We start from the raw sequence: 14,722 nt of genomic DNA on the forward strand, positions 1-14,722 counted from the left end.
TATAGCGGTAGATAGCAAAAAGGCAGCCTGAAAACGGTTTTCAGGCTGCCTTGCTTGTTGGCAAACGCTGCTTTGGTTGATAATGGCGGCCTTAACCAAAACCAAAGGAAACGTGATGAAAAAAGCCGTAGTGATTTTAAGTGCCGCCCTGTTTGCCCTGGGCGGCTGTGCCGAAACCGGCGGCCTGCTCGGCGGCGGCGCGGGGGGCGGCAGCTTCGGCGGCAACCTGATTAAAGCCTATGTGAAAAACCAGTGCAGCGCGGAGTTGAACAAACGCAAAGAATGGCGCCTGATTACGCTGGCGATGAGCGAGCGCCAGCAGCAGGATTGGGAAGACCGCATCTGCGGCTGTGCCGCCGAAGAAGCGCCGCAGCAGATTTCCGCCGCCGATTTGGGGCAGCTGGTCAGCGAAGAAGGCCGCACCCGCGTGGTGGCGGAAGTAACCGCCAAAACCGTTACCGCCTGCTTCAAGCGGCTGTACCGCGACCGCTGATGCCCCGTCAGGCAGCCTGAAAACTTTTCAGGCTGCCTTTTCGCCGCTGCCAGCCAATATTCAAAGGAATCCCCATGCAAACCCGCTCCGGCGACCTGATCGCTTTGGCCAAGGCCGGCGAATTTGATGTGATCGTTCACGGCTGCAACTGCCAGTGCGCCATGGATGCGGGCATTGCCAAACAGATTAAGGCCGAGTTCCCCGCCGCCTACGCCGCCGACTGCGCCACGCCCAAAAGCGCGGACAAACTCGGCCAGATCAGCACCGCGCAGATCGATTGCAACGGCCACGCGCTTACCGTTGTCAATGCCTACACGCAGGCGCACTGGCGCGGCAGCGGCGTGCTGGCAGACTACGACGCCATCCGCCTGGCCATGCGCCGGATCAAAACGCAGTTTTCCGGCCGCCGCATCGCCTACCCAAAAATCGGCGCCGGCCTGGCGCGCGGCGATTGGGCGCGCATCGCCCGGATTATCGACGAAGAACTCGCCGGCGAAACGCACACGCTGGTGCTGTACCAGCCGTGTTAAAATTTGTTCAGGCTGCCTGAACGCATCAAACGCACCCAGGCAGCCTGAAAATCCGTCCAACTCCCAACCCGAGACCCCGCCATGAAATACATCAGCACCCGCGGCCAGACCGCGCCCAAAACCTTCAGCGAAGTCCTGCTTATGGGGCTTGCGCCCGACGGCGGCCTGATGATGCCCGAAGAATACCCCGCCGTCAGCGAAACCATGCTCGAGCGCTGGCGCGGCCTGAGCTATGCCGATTTGGCCTTTGAAGTAATCCGCCTGTTCGCCACCGACATCCCCGACGCGGATCTGCGCGAAATCATCAATAAAAGCTACACCGCCGAAGCCTTCGGCAGCGACGACATCACCCCCGTACGCAGCCTGAAAGACGGCATCAAAATCCAAGGCCTTTCCAACGGCCCCACCCTCGCCTTCAAAGACATGGCGATGCAGTTTCTCGGCAACGCCTTCGAATACGTGCTCGAGCGCGAAAACCGCAGCCTGAACATCCTCGGCGCCACCAGCGGCGACACCGGCTCGGCCGCCGAATACGCTATGCGCGGCAAACGCGGCATCCACGTTTTCATGCTCTCGCCCGAAGGCCGCATGAGCCCCTTCCAACGCGCCCAGATGTACAGCCTGCAAGACGAAAACATCGTCAATATCGCCGTGCGCGGCATGTTCGACGACTGCCAGGACATCATCAAAGCCGTCCAGTCCGACGCCCGCTTTAAAGAGCAATACCAAATCGGCACCGTCAACAGCATCAACTTCGGCCGCATCGCCGCCCAAATCGCCTACTACTTCGCCGGCTACTTCCGCGCCACCGAAAACAACCGCGAAACCGTCAGCTTCTGCGTGCCCAGCGGCAACTTCGGCAACGTCTGCGCCGGCCACATCGCCAAACAAATGGGGCTGCCTATCCGCCGCCTGATCGTCGCCACCAACGAAAACGACGTACTCGACCAGTTCTTCAAAACCGGCGCCTACCGCCCGCGCACCACCGAACACACCTACGTAACCTCCAGCCCGTCGATGGACATCTCCAAAGCCTCCAACTTCGAGCGCTTCATCTTCGACCTCACCGGCCGCGACACCGACCAAATCCAAGCCCTGTGGGCAGAAGTCGCCAGCGGCAAAGGTTTCGACCTGCACTTCAAGCTCGACGAAATCCGCAAGGAATACGGCTTCGTCTCCGCCAAATCTACCCACGCCGACCGCCTGGCCACCATCCGCGCCGTTTATCAGGACGGCGACGGCCTGATCGACCCGCACACCGCCGACGGCGTCAAAGCCGCCCGCGAACTGCGCGAACCCGGTGAAACCGTCGTCTGCCTCGAAACCGCCCTGCCCGCCAAGTTTGAAGACACCATCCGCGAAGCGCTCGGCAGCAGCGTCGCCGTCCCCCGCCCCGCCAAGCTCGACGGCCTGGAAAGCCTGCCGCAGAAAGTCATCACCGCCCCCAACAACGCCGAAACGGTGAAAACCGTGATCCGCGAAAAACTGGCTTAAACCACCGTTAGCCTTTTAAGCTTTTCAGGCTGCCCCGCACTCCGGGGCAGCCTGAAAAACCAAAAGCAGCCTGAAAGCCGGTTTTTTGGGTTTTCAGGCTGCCTGCTCCACGCCACCACCAACCATAAGCTCAAGGAACACACCATGACCACCGCCCTACCCTATGCCGAGATGCTGGAACAGATGACCGATTCGATTGTCTATGCCGACTGCGAAGGCATTATCCGCTTTTGGAACCGCGCTTCGGAAGCGATGTTCGGTTTCAGCACCGCCGAAGCGCTCGGCCAGAGTTTGGACATCATTATTCCCGAATACCTGCGCGCGCCGCATTGGCGCGGGTTTTATGCCGCTGTCGAATCGGGAAGCACCAAGCACGGCGGCAAAGCCACGCGCACCAAAGCGCTGCACAAAGACGGCAGCTTTATCTACGCCGAAGTCAGCTTCTGCATCATCACCGGCGATAACGGCAAAGTCTGCGGCTCGCTGGCTTCGTCCCGCCCCGCGCCGCCCAAGCAGGCGTAAACCGGCACCAGTCTGAACCGGTAAAATGCCAAAGGCAGCCTGAAAGCCGGTTTGTCCAAACTTTCAGGCTGCCTTTGGGTAAATCCAATGCCTGCCAAACTGCCTAAGCCTGCCGGCGCCTGCCCGTCCGTTTTCAGGCTGCCGGCAATGATTGAAAGAACCCCATGAGCAAACCCTTCGTTCTCCACGCCGCCCTATTGACCCTGCTGCTGGCCGCCTGCCGGCCGGATGCAACGGGAAGCGGCACCGCCGTCGCCGCATCATCCCAAGCCCAACCACCAAGCTGGCGCGTGGTTTTGCTGGGCGACGAAAGCCGCAAAAACGTACTGCGCGAGTGCGTCGCCCGAAATGTCTGTCCGGCCGGCAGCGAAACGGCGTTTGCACTGCCGCCCGAACAGGCGACCGCCGCCCAAACCGCCGATACCGCGCAGCAGGCTGCGCTGGGCGTGCTGGTGGTCGATCCCGCAATCGGGCCGCTGCCCGTTACCCGCGAGCACATCGTGGTAGCGCGGCAGGCGCGTGTGCCGAAGCTGGCGGTGTTGTTCACACAAAGCGATGCGCTGGACGACAAAGACCTGCTGGAACTCGAAACCATGGAAATGCGCGATCTGCTCGAAACCTATGAAATGGACGGCGATCATGCGCGCATTTATGTCGGCGATCAGGGGCTGCGACAACTGCTGGCCGATGCTGCCGCGCTGCTACCGCGGCCGCAGTCGTCCGCGCTGGCAGACAGCCGCCGCCTGCACGGCTATATCTACAACCTGAGCCGCGCAGAAGGCGGCCATGCGCTGTCGGCCGGCGACAGTATGGATATCTGGATAGGCGGGCAGACGGTGCGCTGCAGGCTGGTCTCGCCGCAAGCCGTGGCCGACGGCGAAACGCCCGAAGTGCGGCTGGAAACCGAAAGGCCGCTGGCGGCCAGCGCCGGCCAGCGCTTTTTGCTGCAGCAAAACGGCAGGCTGATTGCCGCCGGCGTGGTGGAAGACGCCGAATAAAGCGCGCCGACGGCAAAGCAGCCTGAAAACAATCAAGCGTTTTCAGGCTGCTTTCAACTTTCAGGCTGCTGTACCGCCAACTGCCGACGAACCAAATCATCGGGCAGCCTGAAAGGTTTTTCAGGCTGCCCGACGGTTTTTTACGCGCGTACTCAGCGCTTCATCGGCTGCACCGGATGCAGGCGGTGGCTTTGGTCGCGGTTGACGCCTACCACGCCGGCGATGGATGCGAAATGGCGCTCGGCTTCATCCAGGCTTTTGTGCGGCGGGATTTTCAGGGCGACGGCGTTCAGGCTCTGGTAGTTGTACAGCACTTCGGCGCCGTAGTCGCGGGCGGCGGCCAAGAGCGGGGCACGGTCTTTGGCATCGTTGAAAAACACAATCAGATTGTGCGGCTGCGGCAGGCTGTCGGCGGCATCGGGCGCCGGCGGCACGGCGCGTACGGCTTCGGGCGCGGTGCCGGTGCAGGCGGCCAGTGATGCGGCCAGCGCGGCGGCGGCCAGCAGTTGGGGCGTGTTCATGGTTTTATTCGGGTGAAAAATGGTTTTCAGGCTGCCTGCCGGTTCAAACCCTTAAGGCAGCCTGAAAGCCGTGGATGGTTTAGGGTTTGACTTCCTGGCCGTTGATGCTCACCGATTTGAGCGTCAGGTGGTATTTTTTGCTGCCGTCGATGTAGTTGATCACCGCCGGCACGTTGCCCAGCGCGGGGGCGAAGGCGTAGTTTACGGTGTCGTCGCCGCGTTGGACGGTAAACTGGTTGATCTGGGTTTTGCCGCCGGCGATGCTGATGGTTTTGCTGCCGGCCGGGCGCATGCCGCCGACGTTGTAGAGTTTTTTGCCGTTGGTGATTTTCAGGCCGGCGGGCAGTTTGCCGTCGTTAAACGCCAGCTGCCAAGAAAGGGTAAACAAATCCATCACGCTGCCGGCCACGGCTTCGGTATGGACGTCGCCGGCGCGGCCGTAGGTGGCTTTACCGCCGGCAAACTGGGCGGAGGCATAGACTTTGCCGTTGCGTACGTCGCGGTAGTAGCTGGGTTTGAGCTGGTTGCCGACGATGGTGCCGCCGCTTTCAAAACGGATTTTGTAGAGCGGCACGTTGATGTTGGCGCTGACGGTGTAGCTGTTGCCGCTGCGTTTGAAGGTCATGGTGGCGGGAATGCCGTAGCTGCCGCTGTATTTGAGGGTGGCGCTTTGCGGGATTTCGCCGGCCTGTGCCGACAATGCGGCGCAGGCCAGAAAGACGGCGGCGCCGAGTTTGCTCCATGCGTTCACGATTCGTTTCCTTGTTGCGTATTCGGTGAAAAAGCCGTTTCAGGCTGCCTGAAACGGCCGGTCAAAACGGGCGCGAATGTAACACGGCTGTTTGTTAAATTGCCGCCGCTTTTGGTAAGCCTGTGCGCTTTTGCCGCACTCAGTAGCCTAGCCGCTGGCAGATGGTGGAAACCAGGCCGGCCTGGTTCAGGGTGTAAAAATGCAGACCGGGCGCGCCTTCGTGCAGCAGGCGCGAGCACATTTCGGTTACCACATCCAGCGCTAGCGCTTTGATCGACGCGGTGTCGTCGCCGTAGGACTGCAGTTTCAGCCGCAACCAGCGCGGAATCTCGGCGCCGCAGGTATCGGCAAAGCGCGAGAGTTTGGAAAAACTGGCAATCGGCATAATCCCCGGCACAATCGGAATCTCCACGCCGCGGCCGCGCGCATCATCGACAAAGCGGAAATAGGCGTCGGCATTGTAGAAAAACTGGGTAATCGCCGAATCGGCGCCAGCTTCGACCTTGCTGACAAAATGGCGCATATCGTCTTCGGCGCTGCGCGACTGCGGATGGTATTCGGGATAGGCGGCCACTTCGATATGAAAATCGCGGCCGTAGCGCTCGCGGATAAAGGCCACCAGCTCGGCAGCATAGCTCATGCCGCCGCCGGAGAAACCAACGCCGGAAGGAATGTCGCCGCGCAGGGCAACGATATGGCGCACGCCCATGCTTTTGTATTCGTCCAACAGCGCGGCCACTTCGTCGCGGCTCATGCCGATGCAGGGCAGGTGCGGTGCCGCCGGCGTGCCTTCGGCAAGCATGTCGCCGATGGCCTGCAGCGTGCCGCTGCGCGTCGAACCGCCGGCGCCGGACGTGCAGGAAAAGAACGCGGGCTTAAACTGCCCGAGCTGGCGGCGGGTCAGCACCTGCTTTTCGCGCCCTTCGGGCGTGCGGGTGGGGAAGAATTCGAAGCTGAGTTTTTTCTGTGGAAACATGGTCGGACTCTGCGAAAAACGCCGGCGGCAAAAAAAGCGGCAACATAAACCCGCCGCCGCCGCTTGGCAAGGCGCAAAGCGCCCAGGCAGCCTGAAAAATATTCGGCGCCAAGATGAAAGATTTTAACGGCGGATTGCGGCAGCGTTCGGACGATAGCGGCAAACGGCATAGAAAAGGCAGCCTGAAAACCATACAAACCGGCTTTCAGGCTGCTTTTTAAGGACAAAAAAGGCTTTTCAGGCTGCCTTGCTGCCGTTTTGCCCGCGCTCAAATGCCGTTGCGGCGGTAGTGGACAAAATCAAAAGCGGTGCCGTCGGCGGACTGTTGGCTGCTGCGGCTCTCTTCGTGCCACAGGCTGCGCTCGAACGACGGGAAAAAGGCATCACCCGCCGGTGCCAGGCGCACTTCGGTCAGGCGCAGGTCGGTGGCTTTGTCCAGCGCCTGCCGGTAGATTTCGGCGCCGCCCATAACGATGATTTCGCGCTCGCCGGCGCAGGCGGCCAGCGCGGCCTCGAGCGATGGCAGCACTTCGGCGCCGTCGGCCTGATAGCCGTTCTGGCGCGAAACCACGATATTGCGCCGCCCGGGCAGCGGCCGGCGCGGCAGGCTCTCCCAGGTTTTGCGCCCCATCAGCACCGGTTTGCCAAGGGTGTATTGTTTGAAAAAGGCGAAGTCTTCGGGCAGGTGCCAGGGCATGGCGTTGCCGATGCCGATGCAGCCGTTTTCGCCGACGGCGGCAATCAGGGTAATGGTTTGCATAGCGGGTTTTCCAAGTATTGGGGGGACGGCGGCGCTGTTCAGGCAGCCTGAAAACAGCCTGAAACGGGTTGGCCGGCTTTCAGGCTGCCTACAGGCGCTCGGCGGCCACGCGCCAAAACAGCGGGTCGGCCAGCAGGGTGTTGTGGCCGGCGTCGGTTTCAAAGGCGGCGTCGCCCTGTTTCAGCAGCGCGGCCAGACGGCGGCTGTGTTCCACCGGAATCAGGGTGTCTTGGCGGCCGTGAACCAGGGTGATTCGGGTGTGGGCAGCGGCGCGCAGAAATTCGGCGGACGGAATGCGGTATTTGATTAAAAACGGCGGCACGAAAGGCACTTTTTCCTGCTGCAAAACCGCCAAACCCTCATAAGGCGCGGCCAGCAGCAGGCTGTCGGCCCGATACTGCTGCGCGGTGCGGGCGGCCAGCCCGCTGCCAAGCGAGAAGCCGACCACCACCAAACGCCCTTCGCCCTGCGCGCGCACATATTCGGCCATGCGCTCGGCATCGGCATAGAGCTGGTCTTGGTTGTCAATCTGCCCGCCGCTTTTGCCGTAGCCGCGGTAGTCGAACACATAGCTCTCGTAACCCAGCGCGGCAAAACGCTCGGCCACTTCGCCCCAGCTGTCGAGCGCGCCGGCGTTGCCGTGGAAAAACAGCAGCCGGCCTTTGGCGGGCGCGTCGGCGGCAAAATGCAGGCCGTGCAAAACGGTGCCGTCGGCAGCCGGCAGGCGGATTTCTTCAAACGGCCGCGCAAAGCGGAAAGCGTAGTTTTGCGCCAAGACTGCGGGGCGGAACAACAGCCGCTCCTGCGCGAAATACAGCGCCGCCAGCGGCAGCAGGACAAACACCACGGCCAGCGTAGCCAAAATGGTGAGCAGTTTTTTAATGCTGATCATCTTTCAGGCTGCTTCAAACAAAGGTTTTCAGGCTACCCGCAGCGTGGCAGGCAGCCTGAAAAACGGGGTTTACTTCACGCGGCGCACGGGGGTGAAATACTCGTCGGGCGCACTTAGGCTGTGCAGCCCTTCGTTGGGGCTGAGCTGGACAAACGAAGTGGCGCCGTCGGCGCAGCTTAAGGCAACAACGATACGCAGGTATTTTTTCTGCGGCTGGATCAGCTTCAGCGATTTTTGCAACGATTGGGCGTATTGTTTGTTCTCCTGCGGCGTGCTGAGACCATCGTCCGCATTGATGCTGTCGCGGATGTCTTTGGCCAGCTGTTTGCCGCTGATCCAACTCGCTTCGTGGACATAGCCCTGCTGTTTATTGCGGCAGCTGGCTTTGACCTTGGCGAATTCTTCAAAGCCGTGTTTGCCGATAACGAATTTATCGACTCCCTTGCCCTGCCAAGTGCCGTAGCTGGCGCGGTGCGGATTGCCCTCGGCATAAACGGCGCCCGCCAGCAGCAGCGATGCGGCAAGCAGAATGGTTTTCATGCGGTTTGCGGTTTTCATGGTTTCTCCTTAAAACGGATACGGGTTGGCAATATTCAGGCTGCTTATTTGCGGCGCCGGCGCTCGCCCGGCAGACCCATGTCCGCCCATTTGACGATGTTCGCCACTTCGGCGGGGTTGAGTTCGTAAAACTGGCCGCGTTTTAGGCGGTTGGGCAGGCCGATCGGGCCGAAGCCGACGCGCACCAGACGGCTGACGGTGAGCCCGAAGTGCTCGAAAATGCGGCGCACTTCGCGGTTGCGGCCTTCTTTGATCACCACGCTGTACCACTTGTTCGCTCCCTCGCCGCCCTGCTCGAAAATGCGCTCGACTTTCGCCAAACCGTCTTCCAGCATCACGCCTTCTTCGGTGAGTTGGCGCATTTGTTCGGCAGTCATTTCGCCGAGCACGCGCACAGCGTATTCGCGCTCGACTTCAAAACTCGGGTGGGCGAAACGCTGCACCAGCTCGCCCGAAGTGGTGAGAATCAAGAGACCGCTGGTGTTGATGTCCAGCCGGCCGATGGCCACCCAGCGGCTGCTGGCGGCCTGCGGCAGGCGGTCGAAAATGCTCACGCGCCCTTGCGGGTCGTCGCGCGAGACGATTTCGCCTTCCTGCTTGTAATACAGAATGATGCGCGGCAGACGATCCGCCCATTTGAGCTTGATCACGCTGCCTTTTACCGTTACCTGATCGTCGGGCGTAACTTTGTCGCCCAAGCCGGCGGTTTTGCCGTTTACCTGCACCAGGCCGGCGGCGATCCATTCTTCCATTTCGCGGCGCGAGCCGACGCCCGAAGCGGCCAGCACTTTTTGCAGGCGCTCGGGCTCGATGCGCGACAAATCGCTGCGCCGCTCTTTGAGTTCGCGCGCGCGCTCCATGATTTTCTGGTTGGGATTGCGCACGATGAGTTTTTTCGCCTTGGCGGCGCGCTGTTTGGGCGCGCGGCTGTCGCGGCGGCTTTCAGGCTGCCCCGCATCGCGGTCGGAAAAGCGGTTGCCGGCATCCGCGCCGGCACCTTTGCCGCGGCGCGTGTTGTCGGCCGCGGCAGACTGGCGGCGGGTGTTTTCAGGCTGCCGGCGCTCGGCACGGCTGCCCCATTCGTTTTCAGGCTGCCGGCCTGTCCTGCCGCTGGTGAGGCGGCCTTTTTCAGGCTGCCCTGAAACGGGGCGGCTGCTCCATTCGTCGGCACCGGCACGGCGGCTTTCAGGCTGCCTGCGGCCGCCGCGCGGGGTTTTGGCAGGGGCGGCGGCAGCGCCGTCGCGCCATTGGCGTTTGCTGGTTTTTTTCTTCGGCATATCGTTCTCCTAACGCGCCCCGCGCCGGGCGGCGGGCGGTTCTTCTGCGGTTTGGCAACGGCAGGGGGTGGCGGGCGGGGCAGTTTTCAGGCTGCCTCTTCCCAATAATCAACGTAAAGCTGCAGCTCGGTATTGCCGCGCCATTCGTTTACCGTGGGACGGTAAACGGTGCGGATTTTCGGCGGCAGGCGCTCGCTGCAGCGCCAGAACATCGCCTCGAAGCTGCGGCCTTCTTTTTGCAGCCAGGCTTTCAGGTGGCGGCCTTCGCTGCCCATGCTCTGCTGGCGCAGCACTTCGAATTCGTCGCTGAAACTCGGCGGCGGAAAGCCCTGCCCCCACACCTGCAGCGACAGCGTGCGCGCATGCTCGAGCGTGATGTCGGCGGCTTTCAGGCTGCCGTCGGTGATAAAGGTTTGCGCCAGCGTTTCGGCTTCGACCACGGCGGCGGCGGCTTCTTCAAAGGCCGCCTGAAAGCGCGCGAAGTCGGCCTCGGCAATGCTCAGGCCGGCGGCCATGGCGTGGCCGCCGAATTTGATGATCAGCCCGGGATGGCGCTTGGACACGGCATCGAGAATGTCGCGCAGGTGCATGCCGGGAATCGAGCGGCCGGAGCCGCGCAATTCGCCGTTGTCGGCGGGGGCAAACACGATGGCGGGGCGGTAGAAGCGCTCTTTCAGGCGGCTGGCAACAATACCGACCACGCCCTGATGGAAGTCTTCGCGGTACACCGCCAGCGTGGTTTGCTCGGGCGGCAGGGTGTCGGGGCAGGCGGCGAGCGCGTTTTCCAGCATGCCCTGCTCGATTTCCTGGCGCACCTGGTTCAGGCTGTTGAGTTCGCCGGCGATTTCCTGCGCTTCTTCCAGGCTGCCGGCCAGCAGGCAGGCGATGCCGACCGACATATCGTCGAGCCGGCCGGCGGCATTGATGCGCGGCGCCAGCGCAAAGCCCATATCGAAAGGCTGGGCTTTGGCCGGATCGCGGCGGGCAACTTCAAACAGCGCGCGCACGCCGTGGCTCATCAGGCCGCTGCGGATGCGCTTGAGCCCCTGCGACACCATGATGCGGTTGTTATGGTCCAGCGGCACCACGTCGGCCACCGTGCCCAGCGCCACCAGATCTAAAAGTTCGCCCAGATTCGGCTCTTTCAGGCTGCCTTGCGGGGCGAAACGGCCGCGCTCGCGCAATTCGGCGCGCAAGGCCATCAGCACGTAAAACATCACGCCGACGCCGGCCAGATTCTTGCTGGGAAAGGTGCAGCCGGGCTGGTTGGGATTGACGATCAGGCAGTCAGGCAGCTCGTCGCCGGGCAGGTGGTGGTCGGTAACGATCACGTCCAATCCCAGCTCTTTGGCGCGCGCCACGCCGGCGACGCTGGCGATGCCGTTATCAACGGTCAAGAGCAGCTGCGCGCCGCGCCCTGCTGCCTGCTCGGCCAGCGCCGGCGTCAGGCCGTAGCCGTCGGTAAAGCGGTTGGGAACGATAAAATCGGTGCGCGCGCCCAGTGCCTGCAAGCCTTTGATGCCGACCGTGCAGGCGGTGGCGCCGTCGGCGTCGTAGTCGGCGGCAATCAGGATGCGCTCGCCGTTTTCCACCGCGTCGGCCAGGCGGCGGGCGGCGGCGGTGCAGTTGGTCAATTCGGCAAAGGGAATCAGGCTGCTTAGGCGGTCTTCGAGTTCATGCTCGCCGCTGATCGGGCGGGCGGCAAACAGCCGCGCCAGCAGCGGATCGGCGCCGGCCGCTTCCAGGCGGCGCAGCAGTTCGGGATTGACGGGACGGGTTTGGATGGCTTTGCTGACAGGCATATTCGGGGCTGATGCGGCTTTCAGGCTGCCTGTAAAAAGGCAGCCTGAAAGCGCGAAAATCGGAAAAACGGAATCGGTCGCCATTTTATCCTGTAAGTGCCCGCATCAGAAAGGGCGGCGGCAAAATAAAGCCGGCAGCCCGAACACGCCGCCGGCCGCCGGCGCGGGCTTTTGGGCTATAATCCGCGCCGTTTTGCCCCAGCACTTTTTTTACCGAAAGATCCGCCATGAGCCATCCGAAAATCCGCAAAGCCGTTTTTCCCGTTGCCGGCATGGGCACGCGCTTTCTGCCCGCCACCAAAGCCAGCCCGAAAGAAATGCTGCCCATCGTCGATAAGCCGCTGATTCAGTATGCGGTGGAAGAAGCGGTGGCCGCCGGCTGCACCGAAATCGTTTTCGTAACCGGCCGCAGCAAGCGCAGCATTGAAGACCATTTCGACAAAGCCTACGAATTGGAAACCGAGCTGCAGCTGCGCCACAAGGAAAAGCTGCTCGACCAGGTGCAGAGCATTCTGCCGGCGGGCATCACCTGCATGTATATCCGCCAGGCCGAAGCGCTGGGGCTGGGACACGCGGTGCTGTGCGCGCAGGCGGCGGTGGGCAGCGAGCCCTTTGCCGTGGTGCTGGCCGACGACTTAATCGACGCGCCGCGCGGCGCCTTGAGCCAGATGATCGAAATTTATGAGCAAACCGGCAGCAGCGTGCTGGGGGTGGAGACCGTCGATCCGGCGCAAACCGCGTCCTACGGCATTATCGAAACCACGCCCTGGCAGTCTTGGCAGCGCATCGCCAGCATTGTGGAAAAACCAAAGCCCGAAGAAGCACCGTCGAATCTGGCGGTGGTCGGCCGCTACATTCTCACGCCGCGGATTTTCGAACTGCTGCACACCGTCGGCCGCGGCGCCGGCGGCGAAATCCAGCTCACCGACGGCATCGCCAAACTCTTGGAATACGAACCGGTACTGGCGCACGCTTTTGACGGCACGCGCTACGACTGCGGCAGCAAAATCGGCTATCTCGAAGCCACGCTGGCTTTCGGTCTCAAGCACCCCGAAACCGGCGCCGCCTTTAAAGAACTGATCCGACGTTACGCGGCAGCCTGAAAACGCCGCCCGCCGCGCCAAACCAAGCCCAAACAGGCAAACGGTGCGCAGTGCGCACCCTATAACCCCTTGCCACCGCAAGATATTTTCAGGCAGCCTGAAACGCCGTAGGGTGCGCACCGCGCACCAAAATACGTCCGAACCGTACAAACGGCGCACGGTATGCCCCGACGCCAACCGCTGCCGCCGTCACATTTTTCAGGCAGCCTGAACCCCGCCCCGCCCTTTTCAGGCTGCCTTGCCCAGACCACGCATCCACACGCCCACGCCATGACCCAAACCCGAACCCAAGCCGCCCCGCCCTCGCCCTATGCCGACAAACGCACGCTGACCATGCTGCTGTTGGGCTTTTCCGCCGGGCTGCCGATTATGCTGATTTTCTCCACGCTGTCGCTGTGGCTGTCGGAAGCGGGGGTCGAATTAAAGACCGTAACCATGTTCAGCTGGGCGGGGCTGGGCTATTCCTTCAAATTCATCTGGGCGCCGCTGGTGGACACGCTGCCGCTGCCGCTGCTGTCGAAACTGCTCGGCCGCCGCCGAGCCTGGCTGTTGGCCAGCCAGCTGCTGCTGGTGGCGGCGATGCTGCTGATGGCCGCGTCCGACCCCGCCGGCGGCGCATTGGGCGCGATGGCCGCCGGCGCGGTGCTGCTGGGCTTCTCTTCCGCCACCCAAGACATCGCCATCGACGCCTGCCGCATCGAAATGGCGCCGGGCGATGCCGCCATGCAGTCGGCGATGTCCGCCACCTACACCGTCGGCTACCGCATCGGCATGATCTGCTCGGGCGCCGGCAGCCTGAAACTCGCTTCTTATCTCGGTTCGACCAAAGAACACTATCTCTACGGCGCTTGGCAACAGTCTTACTGGCTGATGGCGGCGCTGTCGCTGGTGGGCATCGCCACCACGCTGTGGATGCGCGAGCCGGCGGTCAATCAAACCGCCGCCGCGGGCAGCGCTGCCGAAACGCAGCTTACCCGCCGCGCCGCCGCGGCCTTTGCCGCCGCCTGCGCCGCGGCAGCCGCCGTTTATTTCGCCCTGAGCACCGCTCTGAGCTTTGCCGGCCGCCACGAAGCCGCTATTGCCGGCGCGGCGGCAGCGGCGGCGATCGTGATGGCCGTTAGCGCCAAACGCGGCCGCGGCGGCAATACTGATGACAAACTGCGCCTGCTGCTGATGTTTGCCATCTGCGTGTCGCTGTTTGTGATGGTGTTCCGCGCCGTCGGCGCTGCCGGCAAGGATTTCTCGCCGCTCGCGCTCTTGGGCTGGGAATGCCTGCGCTTGGGCGCCGCGCTGGCCGCCGCCGCCCTTGCCGGCCGCCTGCTGGTGGCGCTGGGCGCGGTGCCGGCGCAGGCGGTGGCCGCCACTTGGATCGAACCCTTGACCGACTTTTTCCGCCGCTACGGCAAAAACGCGCTGCTGCTCTTGGCGCTGATCGGGCTGTACCGCATTTCCGATATCGTCGCCGGCGCGATTTCCAATGTGTTTTACAGCAATTTGGGCTATTCCAAAGACGATATCGCCAACGCGGTCAAAACTTTCGGCGTGGTGATGTCGATTGCCGGCGGCCTGCTCGGCGGCGTGATGGCGCAGCGTTTTGCAGTGATGAAAATGATGATGTTCGGCGCGGTGCTCGCCTCGCTGACCAATCTGTTGTTTGTGCTGCTGGCCAACTCCGGCCACGGCCTGCCGCTGCTGTATGCGGTGGTCGGCTTCGACAATCTGGCGGCGGGGCTGGCTTCTACGGTATTCGTTGCCTTTCTCTCGGCGCTGACCAATATCCGCTTCACCGCCGTGCAGTACGCGCTGTTTTCCTCGCTGATGACCCTGCTGCCCAAAACGCTGGGCGGCTATTCGGGCACCATCGTCGAGAAGGTCGGCTACGGCTACTTTTTCACCTTTACCGCCGCCATCGGCCTGCCGGTGCTGCTGCTGATCTGGCTGGCGCAAAAACGGCTGGCGGTGGGGCAGTCGCAGCCGGAGTGATGCGCCCGATCTGCTTTCAGGCTGCCTGAAAACTGCGTTTTGCGGATTTTCAGGCAGCCTGA

Annotated in this window: 15 protein-coding genes; 7 read left to right on the forward strand and 8 right to left on the reverse strand. The window is 62.5% G+C overall.

The window, feature by feature from the left end:
* Positions 1–115: 115 nt before the first annotated feature.
* The 5 genes from MB824_RS10415 (at position 116) to MB824_RS10435 (ending at position 4,037) form a co-directional block, all read left to right on the forward strand.
* Entirely contained in the window at positions 116–493 is a 378-nt protein-coding gene (locus MB824_RS10415) for a hypothetical protein (protein WP_238748464.1), read from the forward strand.
* 74 nt (positions 494–567) lie between these two features.
* On the forward strand, positions 568–1,023 hold the full coding sequence (locus tag MB824_RS10420) for a macro domain-containing protein (protein WP_238748465.1): 456 nt from the start codon (positions 568–570) through the stop codon (positions 1,021–1,023).
* A gap of 81 nt (positions 1,024–1,104) precedes the next feature.
* Positions 1,105–2,517: a threonine synthase gene (gene thrC, locus MB824_RS10425; RefSeq protein ID WP_238748466.1), complete on the forward strand. Its 1,413-nt coding sequence runs from the start codon at positions 1,105–1,107 to the stop codon at positions 2,515–2,517.
* A gap of 144 nt (positions 2,518–2,661) precedes the next feature.
* Entirely contained in the window at positions 2,662–3,039 is a 378-nt protein-coding gene (locus MB824_RS10430; RefSeq protein WP_238748467.1) for a PAS domain-containing protein, read from the forward strand.
* 164 nt (positions 3,040–3,203) lie between these two features.
* Positions 3,204–4,037, forward strand: coding sequence for a GTP-binding protein (locus MB824_RS10435; RefSeq protein WP_238748468.1), 834 nt, complete (start codon positions 3,204–3,206; stop codon positions 4,035–4,037).
* 152 nt (positions 4,038–4,189) lie between these two features.
* Here MB824_RS10435 and MB824_RS10440 read toward each other — a convergent pair whose 3' ends face one another.
* From MB824_RS10440 to recJ, 8 genes are all read right to left on the reverse strand, one after another.
* Positions 4,190–4,558: a hypothetical protein gene (locus MB824_RS10440; RefSeq protein ID WP_238748469.1), complete on the reverse strand. Its 369-nt coding sequence runs from the start codon at positions 4,556–4,558 to the stop codon at positions 4,190–4,192.
* Between the two features lie 79 nt (positions 4,559–4,637).
* A complete protein-coding gene (locus MB824_RS10445; protein WP_407659235.1) occupies positions 4,638–5,309 on the reverse strand; it encodes a DUF3108 domain-containing protein in 672 nt (223 codons plus the stop codon).
* Positions 5,310–5,448: 139 nt separating this feature from the next.
* The gene (gene metF / locus MB824_RS10450; protein WP_238748471.1) at positions 5,449–6,285 is read right to left on the reverse strand and encodes a methylenetetrahydrofolate reductase [NAD(P)H]; all 837 of its coding nucleotides are present in this window, start codon (positions 6,283–6,285) and stop codon (positions 5,449–5,451) included.
* 268 nt (positions 6,286–6,553) lie between these two features.
* Positions 6,554–7,045 (reverse strand): dihydrofolate reductase, encoded by a 492-nt coding sequence (locus MB824_RS10455; RefSeq protein ID WP_238748472.1) that lies wholly within the window; start codon positions 7,043–7,045, stop codon positions 6,554–6,556.
* An 88-nt stretch (positions 7,046–7,133) separates the two neighbouring features.
* Positions 7,134–7,937, reverse strand: a complete 804-nt coding sequence (locus MB824_RS10460) for an alpha/beta hydrolase (protein ID WP_238748473.1) — start codon at positions 7,935–7,937, stop codon at positions 7,134–7,136.
* Positions 7,938–8,006: 69 nt separating this feature from the next.
* Positions 8,007–8,495 (reverse strand): transcriptional regulator, encoded by a 489-nt coding sequence (locus tag MB824_RS10465; RefSeq protein ID WP_238748474.1) that lies wholly within the window; start codon positions 8,493–8,495, stop codon positions 8,007–8,009.
* Positions 8,496–8,539: 44 nt separating this feature from the next.
* The gene (locus MB824_RS10470) at positions 8,540–9,772 is read right to left on the reverse strand and encodes a pseudouridine synthase (protein WP_238748475.1); all 1,233 of its coding nucleotides are present in this window, start codon (positions 9,770–9,772) and stop codon (positions 8,540–8,542) included.
* 86 nt (positions 9,773–9,858) lie between these two features.
* Positions 9,859–11,574: a single-stranded-DNA-specific exonuclease RecJ gene (gene recJ / locus MB824_RS10475; protein WP_238748476.1), complete on the reverse strand. Its 1,716-nt coding sequence runs from the start codon at positions 11,572–11,574 to the stop codon at positions 9,859–9,861.
* A gap of 227 nt (positions 11,575–11,801) precedes the next feature.
* Between recJ and galU the strand changes: the two genes are divergently transcribed.
* On the forward strand, positions 11,802–12,677 hold the full coding sequence (gene galU / locus MB824_RS10480) for a UTP--glucose-1-phosphate uridylyltransferase GalU (RefSeq protein WP_238748477.1): 876 nt from the start codon (positions 11,802–11,804) through the stop codon (positions 12,675–12,677).
* Between the two features lie 270 nt (positions 12,678–12,947).
* Entirely contained in the window at positions 12,948–14,660 is a 1,713-nt protein-coding gene (locus MB824_RS10485) for an AmpG family muropeptide MFS transporter (protein WP_328516372.1), read from the forward strand.
* The last annotated feature ends 62 nt before the right edge of the window (positions 14,661–14,722 follow it).

The organism is Kingella pumchi, assembly GCF_022288825.1.
In the GTDB taxonomy this organism is placed as follows: domain Bacteria; phylum Pseudomonadota; class Gammaproteobacteria; order Burkholderiales; family Neisseriaceae; genus Kingella_D; species Kingella_D pumchi.

What these genes read in the sequence shown, in the direction of transcription:
- MB824_RS10415 (WP_238748464.1), top strand. Translation starts at nt 116, where the DNA reads ATGAAAAAAGCCGTAGTGATTTTAAGTGCCGCCCTGTTTGCCCTGGGC.
- MB824_RS10420 (WP_238748465.1), top strand. Translation starts at nt 568, where the DNA reads ATGCAAACCCGCTCCGGCGACCTGATCGCTTTGGCCAAGGCCGGCGAA.
- thrC (WP_238748466.1), top strand. Translation starts at nt 1,105, where the DNA reads ATGAAATACATCAGCACCCGCGGCCAGACCGCGCCCAAAACCTTCAGC.
- MB824_RS10430 (WP_238748467.1), top strand. Translation starts at nt 2,662, where the DNA reads ATGACCACCGCCCTACCCTATGCCGAGATGCTGGAACAGATGACCGAT.
- MB824_RS10435 (WP_238748468.1), top strand. Translation starts at nt 3,204, where the DNA reads ATGAGCAAACCCTTCGTTCTCCACGCCGCCCTATTGACCCTGCTGCTG.
- MB824_RS10440 (WP_238748469.1), bottom strand. Translation starts at nt 4,558, where the DNA reads ATGAACACGCCCCAACTGCTGGCCGCCGCCGCGCTGGCCGCATCACTG.
- metF (WP_238748471.1), bottom strand. Translation starts at nt 6,285, where the DNA reads ATGTTTCCACAGAAAAAACTCAGCTTCGAATTCTTCCCCACCCGCACG.
- MB824_RS10455 (WP_238748472.1), bottom strand. Translation starts at nt 7,045, where the DNA reads ATGCAAACCATTACCCTGATTGCCGCCGTCGGCGAAAACGGCTGCATC.
- MB824_RS10460 (WP_238748473.1), bottom strand. Translation starts at nt 7,937, where the DNA reads ATGATCAGCATTAAAAAACTGCTCACCATTTTGGCTACGCTGGCCGTG.
- MB824_RS10465 (WP_238748474.1), bottom strand. Translation starts at nt 8,495, where the DNA reads ATGAAAACCGCAAACCGCATGAAAACCATTCTGCTTGCCGCATCGCTG.
- MB824_RS10470 (WP_238748475.1), bottom strand. Translation starts at nt 9,772, where the DNA reads ATGCCGAAGAAAAAAACCAGCAAACGCCAATGGCGCGACGGCGCTGCC.
- recJ (WP_238748476.1), bottom strand. Translation starts at nt 11,574, where the DNA reads ATGCCTGTCAGCAAAGCCATCCAAACCCGTCCCGTCAATCCCGAACTG.
- galU (WP_238748477.1), top strand. Translation starts at nt 11,802, where the DNA reads ATGAGCCATCCGAAAATCCGCAAAGCCGTTTTTCCCGTTGCCGGCATG.
- MB824_RS10485 (WP_328516372.1), top strand. Translation starts at nt 12,948, where the DNA reads ATGACCCAAACCCGAACCCAAGCCGCCCCGCCCTCGCCCTATGCCGAC.